This window comes from Streptomyces sp. NBC_01092, from assembly GCF_045039535.1.
Classification (GTDB): domain Bacteria; phylum Actinomycetota; class Actinomycetes; order Streptomycetales; family Streptomycetaceae; genus Streptomyces.
The window spans coordinates 5377107-5389463 of the sequence record NZ_CP108659.1; the positions used below are offsets into that span (position 1 = coordinate 5377107).

Below are 12357 nucleotides of genomic sequence, written 5' to 3' on the forward strand. Positions count from 1 at the left end.
GCCGATCGATCATGTCACGTTGCGTTCACAGAGCTCTGCCGCTAAGGGTTGGGGCCGGGACCCCTCGCCACCGGCGAGCACCGCCCCCTACCGAACCAGCCCCAGCTCCGGGTCCTCGCGCAGCTTGCCGAGCGCTCTCGACACCGCCGACTTCACCGTGCCCACGGAGACCTGGAGCACCTCGGCCGTCTGGACCTCGCTGAGGTCCTCGTAGTACCGCAGGACGACCATCGCCCGCTGCCGCGCCGGCAGCCGCATGATCGCGCGCCACATCGCGTCGTGCAGTGCCTGCTGCTCCGCGGGGTCGTCGTCGTGACCCGGCAGGGGCTCCGGCTCGGGCAGCTCGTCGCAGGCGAACTCGTCGACCTTGCGCTTGCGCCACTGCGACGTGCGCGTGTTGAGCAGCGCCCTGCGCACATAGCCGTCGAGCGCGCGATGGTCCTCGATGCGCTCCCAGGCGACGTAGGTCTTGGTCAGCGCGGTCTGCAGCAGGTCCTCCGCGTCGCTCGGGTTCGCGGTGAGCGAGCGGGCGGTACGCAGCAGCACCGGCTGGCGGGCTCGTACGTACGACGTGAAGGAGGGATACGTCGCGCTCGGACGGGACCGCGTCGCGGCGTCGGAAGCGCTGGTGCAGACGGGTGTGGTCATGGCTCCACGCTATGAGCGAGCCCTGCTTCAGCGGATCGGCCGCAGGTGCCGAAGCAACGTCCGCCTCAGGTTGTAGGGGTGGGGCTGACTCCACCTCCTGAAGGTGGACGAGGGATGGACCCGTACTGCGGGATTACCCCTGGGGGTCACCCGTCGGCAGTCAGGACCAGTCCCGATGTCGGCACCCCTGTCCCGGCCGTCACCAGCACCCGCCGCGCCCCTGCTATCTGGTTCACGGACGTCCCGCGCACCTGCCTCACTCCCTCCGCTATTCCGTTCATCCCGTGCAGATACGCCTCCCCGAGCTGCCCCCCGTGTGTGTTGAGCGGCAGCCGCTCCTCGGCCACGAATCCCGAGGCCTCCCCCTTCCCGCAGAACCCGAACTCCTCCAGCTGCATCAGCACGAACGGAGTGAAGTGGTCGTAGAGGATGCCCACGTCGATCTCTCCCGGCCCCAGCCCCGCCGTCCGCCACAGCTGGCGCGCCACCACGGCCATCTCCGGCAGACCGGCGAGGTCGTCCCGGTAGAAGCTCGTCATCTGCTCCTGCCCTCGGCCGGCGCCCTGGGCCGCCGCCGCTATGACGGCCGACGGGTGCGGCAGGTCGCGGGCCCGCTCGACGGACGTGACGACTATCGCCTGACCGCCGTCCGTCTCCTGACAGCAGTCCAGCAGCCGCAGCGGCTCGACGATCCAGCGCGAGGCCGCATGGTCGGCGAGGGTGATGGGTCTGCCGTGGAAGTACGCGGCCGGGTTGGTCGCCGCGTACTTGCGGTCCACCACCGCCACATGCCCGAACGCCTCCGGCGTCAGCCCATAGGTGTGCAGATAGCGCTGCGCCGCCATCGCCACCCAGGAGGCCGGGGTGAGCAGCCCGAAAGGCAGGGACCAGCCGAGCGCGGCACCCTCCGCCGAGGGCTCCCGGTGCTGCACGCCCGAGCCGAATCTCCGGCCCGACCGCTCGTTGAACGCCCGGTAGCAGACCACCACCTCCGCGACCCCCGTGGCCACCGCGAGCGCCGCCTGCTGGACGGTCGCGCAGGCCGCGCCGCCGCCGTAGTGGACGCGGGAGAAGAAGGACAGCTCCCCCATCCCGCACGCCTGCGCCACGGTGATCTCCGGGCTGGTGTCCATCGTGAACGTCACCATCCCGTCCACGTCTCCCGGCGTCAGCCCCGCGTCGTCCAGCGCTGCCCGCACCGCCTCCACGGCCAGCCGGAGCTCGCTGCGCCCGGAGTCCTTGGAGAACTCGGTGGCCCCGATACCGACGATCGCCGCCCGACCGCCCAGGGCGTCCCGCTCGCGCACGCTCATGCCGGGCCCTCCGAGGACACGTTGCCCGCAGCGCCCGCCGGGACGCCGGCCGCCGCTCCCGGGACGGTGACCGTCACCGTGCCGGTCACGTGCTTGCCGATGCCGTTGGCTCCGACCACCCGTACCGTCGCCGTGTCGCCGTCGACCTCCTCGACCCGGCCCGTCAACACCATCGTGTCTCCTGGGTAGTTGGGCGCCCCGAGTCGTATGGCCACCTTGCGCAGCACGGTCGTCGGTCCGAAGTGGTCGGTGATGTAGCGGCCGACCAGGCCGTTCGTGGTCAGGATGTTCATGAAGATGTCCGGAGAGCCCTTCTGGTGGGCCAGCTCCGCGTCGTGGTGCACGTCCTGGTAGTCGCGTGAGGCGATGGCCCCGGCGACGATCAGGGTGCGGGTGATCGGGATCTCCAGCGGCGGCAGTGCATCACCGGCCCTGATCCGGATCGCCGTCGACTGCTCGCCCTTCATGCGACCGCCCCCTCGTCGTCCCGTGCGCGCCAGACCGGCAGCACCAACTCCTCGTCGTACTCCTGGAATTCGAGCCGCACCGGCAACCCGATCCGCACCTTGTCGTACGGCACGCCCAGCACGTTGCCGATCATTCGCACGCCCTCGGACAGCTCGATCAGGCCGACCGCGTAGGGAGGGTCGAAGGCCGGGAACGGTGGGTGGTGCATCACGACGTACGAATAGACCGTGCCCTCGCCGCTCGCCTCGACCGTGTCCCAGTCCGGGTCCCCGCAGGCGCTGCAGCCGGGCAGCCAGGGGTGGCGCAGGGTGCCGCAGCCGGTGCAGCGCTGGAGGAGCAGGCTGCGCTGCTGGACGCCGGCCCAGAAGCCGGCGTTGTCGCGGTTGACGACGGGGCGGGGGCGCGCGGGGCTCTGTCGCCGCTCCTGCTGTGCGGGCTTCTGCTCTGCGGGCTTCTGCTGTGCAGGCTTCTGCTGACGGTCCGGCTGCTGCCCTGTCTGCTGACCTGCCCGGCGTACGGGCGCGTACTTGAGGATGCGGAAGCGGTGGGTGCCCGCGAGGTCGGGGCCGGCGTGGATGTCCATGCGGGTCGTGACGAAGTAACCGGTGCCGAGCTTTGTCGTCTTCCTCTCCGACACCGACTCGATGACCGAGTCGAAGGTGATCTCGTCGCCGGGGCGCAGCGGCCGTAGATACTCCTGCTCGCATTCCGTGGCGACCACCGAGGTGTAGCCCGCCTCGTCGAGCAGGCCGAGCAGTTCGTCGTAAGCGTGCGCGCGTCCCTGCTGGCCGGAGAGGCCGCCCATGGTCCACGCCTGGAGCATGGTGGGCGGCGCGATGGCGTCCGGGCCCGCATACGCCGGGTTGGTGTCGCCCATCGCCTCGCACCAGTGCCTGATCATGGGCGCGTTCACGGGGTCCCTGCCCGCACGCGCCACCGCGGCGTTCCGGCCCTCGTAGGCCTTCAGCTGTGTGTCGAACTCGCCGTCCGCCGCCACCTCGTGGCTCACCCCCGGCCCGTAACCCACCGTCGCCCCCTCGTCCTCATCGCCCCACGGCGCATCGCACTGACACTTCTGGTACACCGCGACCGCCGATCCGGTTCCCACGAGTTCGGGAACTCGAGCCCTCGCCGTCCATCGCGAGGCCCCACCAAGATTTCTGACTGTCCGTCAGATGCAATGCACTGTCAAGGCCGACGAGGAGCCCCTCCACAGTGACGGCCGCGGACACGCGCGCCATGACACGCAAAAACGCCTGCGCGGCGGTACCGAAGTACCGCCGCGCAGACGCGTTACACCCCACAGCACACCCACAGTTCCGAGAGGGCCGGCGCCTGAGCACCGGGGCGCCGGCCCCCTCAGCTCACCACCAGAGCGGGGTGAAGTTGACCGACGTGTTGTCGTTGCCCTGGTTGACGGACGTGAAGGCGGAGCCGTTGACCTGGGCGGTGTTGCTCTGATTCGAGGCGCCGGCGCCGGTGGCCTGCTGCTGGGTGGTGGACGAGGTGCCGTAGTTGTCGCCGCCGACCCCGCTGCCGATGAGGCCCTGAGCGGCTTCCGTGACAGCCGCGCTGGATCCGTTGTCCGCGATGGCGCCGTTGTCCGCCGTCGCCACGCCGGAGAAGAGGGCGACAGCGAGCGGAAGGGCGGAGACGGCTGCGATGACGCGGGCAGTACGGATGCTTGCCATGTGTTCCTCCAGAACAGGTGCGTCCAGGCTCCCCGCCGGACGCATAGGTGGTGCATGAAGTACGGCTTGTTCCAGGGCAGTTGGCCGTCCGCCCCGGAGTCGTAGTCGTTCACGACGTCGCGAGATCAGAGTTGCCCACCGAATCCCCGGCGAACCACCCCGGAAGCCTCGATTCGCCCTCAAGCGTGATGACAAGTCGATAAACCCCTTTCGCCACTTCCAACTCCCATGACAGGGCAGTACGGACAGGTCATCCCCAAGCGGCACAAGGGGGGAAAGGTTCCGGCATGCTTCCGGCCCGCCGCCGCCCATCGGCGAGTCCTCGGCGGGTCGCCGCCAATCCCTCTTTCTTTTTTCGAACACTCGTACGAACATAGAAGCATGGCCACCACCGACCGGCAGGCCACGACGCTGGCCCTCGCACACGCCCTGTCAGCCGCCGAACGCGGGCTGGCCGTCATCCCCCTGTCCCGGACGAAACTCCCGGCCCTGCGCTCACCACACCGCGACGACCCCGACGCCGCGCCCTGCCACGGCGAGTGCGGCCGCTTCGGGCACGGGGTCTACGACGCCTCCACCGACCCCGTCCGCATCCGCGAGCTCTTCGCGGCCGCCCCCTGGGCTACCGGCTACGGCATCGCCTGCGGCCTGCCCCCGCACCATCTGATCGGCATCGACCTCGACACCAAATCCGGTACGGACTCCTCCGCCGCCCTGCGCGAACTGGCGCTGCGCCACCTGTTCACGATCCCGCCCACGGTGGTCGTCCTGACCCCGAGCGGCGGCCGCCACCTCTGGCTGACCGGGCCGCCCGAGGTCGTCGTCCCCAACTCCGCGGGCCGTCTCGCACCCGGCATCGACATCCGGGGCGCCGGCGGCTACCTCGTCGGCCCCGGCTCCCGCACCGACCACGGCGTCTACGGCACGGCTCCCGGCACCGCCCACATCGCCCCCGCGCCCTGCCCGCGCGCCCTTCTGCGCCTACTGCTCCCCCCACCTCGCACGCACCACCCGGCGCCCCCGTCGACCGGCGGCCACGGCCAGGGCCTCGTCCAGTTCGTGCTCGCCGCCCACGAGGGCCAGCGCAACACCCGCCTGTTCTGGGCGGCCTGCCGCGCCTACGAGGACGGCATCGGCCCCGCCCTCGTCGACCCGCTGGTCGAGGCGGCCCTCAACACCGGCCTGACCGAACGGGAGGCCCGCGCGACGATCGCGTCGGCCGCGCGGATGACGGGGCATCGGCCCTGACGGACACGTGCGCCCAGCCGTGACGGACGCATACGCACGCCGCACCGTCACGGCGGTACACACGAACACCTCACCGTCACGGACGTACACACGAACACCCCCACCTGACGGACGCAGCCGAACGCCCCACCCTGACCGGCACCAACGCACGACCGCCCTGCTGGACACACACGCAACGCCCGCCCTGTCGGACTCACACGCAACGCCCCGCCCTGACTCCGTCGGGCGCCTGACCGGCCCTGAAATTCACGGGAGCTCGATGCACCACCGCCCTAGAGTGCCGACCATGTCGCTGGCGCGGGTCGTCCTCACGTCCGGCCGCTCGCTCGACCTCTCCGAGCTGCGGCTCTCCTCGACGTACGGCGGCGTGCTGGAGGGCTACCCGTGCAGGCCGCTCAACGAGATGAAGATCAAGAGCCTCGTCATCGCCGCGGAAAGCGCCCACCCCGCCACGCCGGTACACCTCGTGCCGCCGCCGCGCGAGTATCCCGACCAGTACGCCGGCGCGTTCGGCCCGGTCGAGGTGCTGCCGCCGGTGGCCTGCGTGGGCGCCTTCCACTCCACGGCGCTCGACCGCGACCACGACCCGGTCCTGCACCGCTCCGCCCTCACGATCATCTGGTTCCAGCCCACCACGCAGGTGCCCTCCGGCTTCGACGCCGAGGACGCGCTGCGGGAGGTCGACTGGGAGGGGTTGGCTCGGGACTACGAGCTCTGACGGCAGGGCAACCGGCTTGCCCCGCAGGGGAGTCCGGAAGCCAAGGTCGGCCTATGAGCGATTCCCGACGGGACCTGCTGCGCGGGCAGTTCGATCTGACCTGGGCGCTGTTCGAATACCACCTCGACCGGCTTCGGCCCCCACGACTTCCTGGGGGAGCCGGGGCCGCACGGCTGGACGGTACGCCGGGCCGCCTCTCCGCCGGCTGCGATCCCGTACGACCTGCGGCACGCCTATGTGTCCTTCTGGCTCCGCTCCGGAGCTGTTGCAGCCAGGTCCCCACCGGTCTGCGTCCGGCGGGGGCCCGGACATGCGCGTGGTTTCAGCAGCTCATGGCCCACTGGTGGGAGTCGCCGTTGTCGTTGGCCGCGCCGTCGTAATTGACTTCCTGGCCAGGGGTGAGGCAGATCGTCATGTGGCCGCCTTGGTGGGCTCGGGAGTAGACCTTGACGTGGTCCTTGATGCCCGGGCCTGAGATGCCGTGGTTGGCCCAGGAAGAGTCCTCGTCGGCGATCCAGCTCTCCCACCAGCCGTCGTCCCCTGACCAATTGGCGCGCTGGCCCTTGTAATCGGAGTGCTCCCAGGCACAGAACTCGCCGGAGGGGCAATCGGCCGCACTGACCGGGCTGGTTCCGGCGAGGCCGGCTGTGAGGAGGAACGCTGCGGCAGCGGCGGTGAGCAGCCTTTTCATCATGAAGGGTCGTGACCTTTCTGGTGGGGGGTGGGGCGGGCCGCCAGCACGTCGGCCGCCCGGTGTACTGCGCGGTCGCGCAGCCGGTCGTAGGTGGCGATCTCCTTGCGGTGCGCGCGACGCACCTCGGTGAGCCGGTCGGGCTCCAGCGCGGCCCGCAGCTCCTCCAGGCCGCTGGCTCGTACGCAGCGGGTGTCCTTGTCAGGGCAGGCGGCCCGGCGGGCGAGTGCCGCCCGATACCTGGGGTCTTCGCCGAGTCGAGCCTGGGCCTCGGGGCGCAGATTGTTGACGATGACCTCGGCGCGGAACCAGCTGGCCTGGTCGCCGTAAAGGTAGCGCAGCGCTTGGGCCAGGCAACCGTCCGTGTGCATGCGGACGGTGTAACCGGTGGAGAGGGTGACCGACAGCTGAGCCGGGCCAGTGCCGAACAGCGCCTTCTCATCTGACATCGGGGCGCTGGCGCTGCGGGTCCTCATACACCGGTCCACCAGCACCTGCTGGGCGGCCTTGATCAATTCACTGCGACCCCGCTCCGAGGCGGGCAGCACCGGCTGTGACTGCGCTGCGCAGCATCCGGCGAGCATCATCGCCAGCAGGGCACCCGCCAATGTCCGGCCCGTCGCTCGACCCCGGACAGTACTGATCGTCACACCAGTTCAAACGATCATTCACGGCTGACGGCACGGGGCAACAATGTCGAGGACATTGGCGGAGGCCCATGAGCAGGCTGTTCTTCGACGGCTCGGCCACTGTGTGGTCGGGGGGGCACCAGGGTCCTGTCCACGATGGGCGTCTTCCACGCCCAGGCAGCCCCCAAGAGCCGTAGATCCTGGCCACAGGTTGGCCGTACGGGCTGGTCAGACCCGGGATGTGGGTGAGTCAGGTGAGACAGGGTGAACGCCGAAGGGGTGCCCCTCCGCTGGGGGCACCCCTTCTGACCTGCAAGAATTCTTACCTGCGCGGTGGGTGTGGGATTTGAACCCACGGTGACATCGCTGCCACGACGGTTTTCAAGACCGTTCCCTTAGGCCGCTCGGGCAACCCACCTCGCCCCGGCCCACCAGGGGCGGAGCGGGTACAGCGTACCGGCCTCGCTCGGTGTGCGGGGTGTGTGGTCCGTATGGGTCCGATGGCCGGGTCGGGGCGGGTCCCGGTGTCAGGGCTTGTCGCCGCTGAGGCGGACGCCGTTCGTGGCGGTCTCGAACACCGGCCGGTACTCGTGCCACTGTGCGTCCGGCGCGGACAGGTAGATCACGTACTGGGTGCCTTCGTCACTCGCGAAGGCCAGTTCCGCCGCCCGGTACTTGCGAGCCGTGCCGTCGAAGGTGAACTCCCAGTACCCGGCGGGCCGTCCGCGGAAGGTCGTCGACGCCATCCTGACCCGTTCGTAGCCGGGGTTGTCGCGTCGAGTCTGGTCCTCTTCCGTCTCACGCCAGTGCTGGACGGGATCGGTGCCCGCGAACTCGACGACGTTGACCCGCAGGCCCACCAGGCCGGTCGGGTCTATGTAGACGAGCTCACCGCCGGGCAGCGTCTTGGGGACCCAGCCGTCCCGTACGGGCACGGAGAGGCCGCTGCCCGCGTCCTTGAGGTGATATCCGGTGGGGACCGGCGGCGGCGTAGCCGTGGCACCCGAACTCGGTGCGCCCGCCGAGGAAGTGGGCGTATCGGGCCCGGATGCATGGGCGGACGGCTTGTCCGTACCGTCCTTGAGCCACCACACCGTTCCGCCCGCCGTAGCGGCGACGAGAGTCACGGCCAGGGCCGACCACAGCACCGTACGGCGGCGGTTGGCGCCCTGTGCCCGCCCTGTTCGGCCGGATCGTGCGGGGCTGTCGGTGCGTTCGGGACGTGTGGGACGTGTGGGCTCGCCTCGGGTCGTCGGCTCTACCCGAGTGGTGCGTGTCTCGGTCAGGTCCGCCAGGCGGCGTTCGACCTCGTGCACGTCCATGCGTTGAGCGGGATCCTTGGCGAGCAGCCCTTCGATCACCGGGGTCAGCTCACCGGCGCCGCGCGGGGGGTCGTAGGGGTCGGCGGCGATGGCGTACGCGGTCTCGATCGCGGTGGCGCGGCGGAAGGGATCCCGTCCCTCGACCGCCTGGTACAGCGTCGCCCCGAGGGCCCACAGGTCACTGGCGGGGCCCGTCTCGGGGTGCGCGCCCTTGAGGCGTTCGGGCGCCAGGTAGCGGATGGAGCCGATCAGTTCGCCCGGCTTGGTCAGCGAGGACGTCCCCGACTCCATGGCGATCCCGAAGTCGGTGAGGACGATCCGCCCGCCGTCGCCGAGGAGGACGTTCGCGGGTTTGACGTCCCGGTGCAGGACCCCGGCGTCATGGGCGGCGCGCAGTGCGGACGCCATGGCGCGGCCGATCCGGGCGGCTTCGGCGGGCGGCAGTGCACCCCGTTGCTTCAGGACGTCGCTGAGAGTGAGCGAGGGTATGTACTCCATGACGATGCACGGGAGGCCCTCGTCGTCGAGCACGTCGTGCACCACGATCACGTTGGGGTGGGCGATCCGGGCCGCGCTGCGGGCCTCGCGGCGGGTGCGCTCGTGGAGGGTCTGGACCTCGTCGTCCTGGAGGTGCGGCGGAAAGTGCAGCTTCTTCAGGGCGACATGACGGCCGAGCAGCCTGTCCTCGGCCCGCCACACGGTGCCCATGCCGCCGCTGCCCACCCGCTCCACCAGCAGGTACCGGTCGGCAACGAGCCGCCCAAGATCGGACACCGCGAGTCCGCCCCCTTCGCTGTCTCCCATTCGCGCGCTGCTTCCCATTCGCGAACAGTCCAGGTCGAGAACGCACGATAGTCCATAAGAGTGCATGGACACGGTCAAGGGTCGACATGACGGCAGCGGAACGACACGCGCGCGGGCCCCGGCCAGCGCCGATGGCAACCGCCGATGTCAGCGGTACGCGCGCGTGGGGCGGCTCTCGTCGAAAGCCGGCCCACGCGCGCGTGGCCGTCGCGTCAGCTGTCGCCGGTGCGGGCGCCCAGGGTGAGGTCGACGGTGCGGGTCTGGCCGCCGCGCTCGTAGGTGATCGTGACCTTGTCGCCGGGCTGGTGGGTCCAGATCTCGCCGATCAGGGTCGGACCGGAGTCGATCACCGTGTCGTCGAGCTTGGTGATGACGTCGCCCGGCTTGAGGCCAGCCTTGGCCGCGGGGCCGCCCGACTCGACCGCGTCCGAACCGCTCGCGCCCTGCTCGGTGATCTTGGCGCCGTCGCCGGTGTCCTCCAGGGAGACGGAGGCGCCGATCTTGGCGTAGACCGGCTTGCCGCTCTTGATCAGCTGCTGGGCGACGTACTTGGCCTGGTTGATCGGGATGGCGAAGCCGAGGCCGATCGAGCCGGACTGGCTGGTGCCGCCCATGCCGTTGGCGGCGGACTGGATCGCGGAGTTAATGCCGATGACATTGCCCTGCGCGTCCAGCAGCGGGCCGCCGGAGTTGCCGGGGTTGATCGAGGCGTCCGTCTGGAGGGCGCTCATGTAGGAGGCGTTGCTGCCGGTGCCGTCGCTGGAGGCCACGGGGCGGTTCTTGGCGCTGATGATGCCCGTGGTGACCGTGTTGGACAGGCCGAAGGGGGCGCCGATCGCGATCGTCGAGTCGCCGACGGCCACCTTGTCGGAGTCGCCCAGCGTGAGCGGCTTGAGGTCGGACGGGGCGTTCTTGAGCTTGATGACCGCCACGTCGTAGCCCTGCGCGTTGCCGACGACCTCGGCGTCGTACTTCTTGCCGCTCGGGAACGTCGCCGTGAGCTTGCCGCCGTCGACCGCGTCGGCCACCACGTGGTTGTTGGTGACGATGTGGCCCTCGGTGTCGAAGACGAAACCGGTGCCGGTGCCGCCCTCGCCGCTGCTGCTCTCCGCCTGGATCGTGACGGTGCTCGGCAGCGCGGTGCCGGCCACGCCCGCGACGGTGCCCGGGTCGCGCTTGACCGAGCCGCCGCTGTCGGGGGCCGAGACGGTCGTCGAGGAGGTCGTGTCGTCGTTCTTGGCCAGGGTGTAGCCGAGGCCGCCGCCCAGACCGCCCGCGACCAGCGCGGCGATGAGGACCGCGGCGAGCAGACCGCCGCGCCCACGGCCCGACTTCGGCGCCGGCGGCTGCTGGTAGGCGGCACCCCAGCCGGAGCCAGCACCGAAACCGCCATCACCGGCAGCGGCACCGGCGTCACCTGCCGCGGCACCACTGTCCGCGTACGGCGGTGTGGCGGGCGGCGGCGGGGGCGGCCAGGAGGCGTCGGGGGCCGAGCCCTGGGAGGCGGGCGGCTGCGATCCCTCTGCAGGCGGCTGCACGCCGTTCGAGCTCGCCGGGGCGGTGTCCGGTACCGGCGGGAGCTCAGTGGTGGGCGCGGCGTCGGCCTGCGGAGCCGGGCGCTCCTGGGATGCCGGAGCAGCAGGAGCATCCGCCGGCACGGGGGGTGCGGACGGGGCCGGGGGGACCGCGGCGCCCTCGTTCTCGGTGCTCACAGCTTCTCTCCTATAGATCCACGGCTGGTGTTGTCGGTCGCACTCGGTCACGCCCGTTCACGTACGTTCATGGCCGGTGCGCTTCAGCTGTGCATGTCTTTTGTATGTCGTCAGCTTTTCCCACGGGCCGTCAGAGCACCATAAGCGGTTGCTGTGGGTCCACGGCCTTTCCTTATATAGGTCATGAGCGACTAAACGGGCACAATCCCAGCGCTCTCACCACCGCTCCGGTCGCACGCGTACCCCGGTGCGGTGGCACCATGACGCGGTGACCCACGCACGGCAGCACCAGATCCAAGTCGTCGCCCACCGCGGAGCCTCCGAAGACGCTCCCGAGCACACCCTGGCCGCGTACAAGAAGGCGATCGAGGACGGTGCGGACGCCCTCGAGTGCGACGTACGCCTCACCGCGGACGGCCACCTCGTCTGTGTTCACGACCGCCGCGTCAACCGTACGTCCAACGGCCGTGGCGCGGTCTCGGCCCTGGAACTCGCCGAGCTGGCCGCGCTGGACTTCGGCTCCCGCAAGAACCGTGACTCGTGGAAGAACCGGGCCGAGGAGCCCGACTGGGAGTTCCGGCCCGAGGACCCCGAGGACACCTCCGTACTGACCTTGGAGCGGCTGCTGGAGCTCGTCGCGGACGCGGGGCGGCGCGTGGAGCTGGCCATCGAGACCAAGCATCCGACCCGGTGGGCGGGGCAGGTCGAGGAGCGGCTGCTACTCCTGCTGAAGCGGTTCGGGCTCGATACGCCCGCCTCGGCGGCCGAGTCCCCGGTGCGTGTCATGAGCTTCTCGGCGCGCTCGCTGCATCGCGTGCGTGCCGCGTCCCCGACGCTGCCGACGGTCTCTCTCATGCAGTTCGTGTCACCGAGGCTGCGCGACGGGCGGCTACCGGCGGGCGTCCACATCGCGGGTCCCTCCATCCGCATCGTGCGCAGCCACCCGGCCTATGTGGAGCGCCTGAAGCGGGCCGGCCACCAGGTGCACGTATGGACCGTGAACGAACCCGAGGACGTCGACCTCTGTGTCGAACTGGGCGTCGACGCCATCATCACCAACCGCCCGCGCGCGGTGCTGCACCAGCTCGGCCGCTGACGGCCGCTGACACACCG

The 12357-nt window shown here is 70.4% G+C and carries 12 protein-coding genes and 1 tRNA gene; 3 read left to right on the top strand and 10 right to left on the bottom strand.

All coding sequences use genetic code 11. The annotated features are described in order from the left end of the window. Nucleotides 1-87 precede the first annotated feature (87 nt). The 5 genes from OG254_RS24395 to OG254_RS24415 form a co-directional block, all read right to left on the bottom strand. Nucleotides 88-648: a SigE family RNA polymerase sigma factor gene (locus tag OG254_RS24395; protein ID WP_351195900.1), complete on the bottom strand. Its 561-nt coding sequence runs from the start codon at nucleotides 646-648 to the stop codon at nucleotides 88-90. 146 nt (nucleotides 649-794) lie between these two features. Beyond that, entirely contained in the window at nucleotides 795-1961 is a 1167-nt protein-coding gene (locus OG254_RS24400) for a lipid-transfer protein (protein ID WP_405585370.1), read from the bottom strand. Beyond that, entirely contained in the window at nucleotides 1958-2398 is a 441-nt protein-coding gene (locus tag OG254_RS24405) for a MaoC family dehydratase (protein WP_405595161.1), read from the bottom strand. The genes OG254_RS24400 and OG254_RS24405 overlap by 4 nt, the downstream gene beginning before the upstream one ends. 26 nt (nucleotides 2399-2424) lie before the next feature. Further along, nucleotides 2425-3438, bottom strand: a complete 1014-nt coding sequence (locus tag OG254_RS24410) for an OB-fold domain-containing protein (RefSeq protein ID WP_405585373.1) — start codon at nucleotides 3436-3438, stop codon at nucleotides 2425-2427. 355 nt (nucleotides 3439-3793) lie between these two features. Then, complete coding sequence (locus OG254_RS24415; RefSeq protein WP_148000254.1) at nucleotides 3794-4120, bottom strand: hypothetical protein; 327 nt, start codon at nucleotides 4118-4120, stop codon at nucleotides 3794-3796. A gap of 381 nt (nucleotides 4121-4501) precedes the next feature. On the opposite strand from OG254_RS24415, the gene OG254_RS24420 reads away from it, so the two are divergent. Further along, nucleotides 4502-5368 (top strand): bifunctional DNA primase/polymerase, encoded by an 867-nt coding sequence (locus tag OG254_RS24420; RefSeq protein ID WP_351195908.1) that lies wholly within the window; start codon nucleotides 4502-4504, stop codon nucleotides 5366-5368. A gap of 286 nt (nucleotides 5369-5654) precedes the next feature. Further along, nucleotides 5655-6086, top strand: a complete 432-nt coding sequence (locus tag OG254_RS24425; RefSeq protein WP_405585377.1) for a hypothetical protein — start codon at nucleotides 5655-5657, stop codon at nucleotides 6084-6086. A 322-nt stretch (nucleotides 6087-6408) separates the two neighbouring features. Here the strand turns inward: OG254_RS24425 and OG254_RS24430 are convergent, their stop codons facing one another. The 5 genes from OG254_RS24430 to OG254_RS24450 all read right to left on the bottom strand — a co-directional run bounded on the left by OG254_RS24430 (nucleotide 6409) and on the right by OG254_RS24450 (nucleotide 11244). Further along, nucleotides 6409-6777: a peptidase inhibitor family I36 protein gene (locus tag OG254_RS24430; protein WP_405595163.1), complete on the bottom strand. Its 369-nt coding sequence runs from the start codon at nucleotides 6775-6777 to the stop codon at nucleotides 6409-6411. Continuing rightward, nucleotides 6777-7226, bottom strand: coding sequence for a hypothetical protein (locus OG254_RS24435; protein ID WP_405585379.1), 450 nt, complete (start codon nucleotides 7224-7226; stop codon nucleotides 6777-6779). The genes OG254_RS24430 and OG254_RS24435 overlap by 1 nt, the downstream gene beginning before the upstream one ends. A gap of 511 nt (nucleotides 7227-7737) precedes the next feature. Next, a tRNA-Ser gene (locus OG254_RS24440) sits at nucleotides 7738-7824 on the bottom strand. A 109-nt stretch (nucleotides 7825-7933) separates the two neighbouring features. Then, on the bottom strand, nucleotides 7934-9532 hold the full coding sequence (locus tag OG254_RS24445) for a serine/threonine-protein kinase (protein WP_405585382.1): 1599 nt from the start codon (nucleotides 9530-9532) through the stop codon (nucleotides 7934-7936). 212 nt (nucleotides 9533-9744) lie between these two features. After that, on the bottom strand, nucleotides 9745-11244 hold the full coding sequence (locus tag OG254_RS24450; protein ID WP_405585385.1) for a S1C family serine protease: 1500 nt from the start codon (nucleotides 11242-11244) through the stop codon (nucleotides 9745-9747). Nucleotides 11245-11512: 268 nt separating this feature from the next. Here OG254_RS24450 and OG254_RS24455 point away from each other — a divergent pair, with 268 nt between their 5' ends. Continuing rightward, a complete protein-coding gene (locus OG254_RS24455; RefSeq protein WP_148000257.1) occupies nucleotides 11513-12340 on the top strand; it encodes a glycerophosphodiester phosphodiesterase in 828 nt (275 codons plus the stop codon). Nucleotides 12341-12357: the final 17 nt, after the last annotated feature.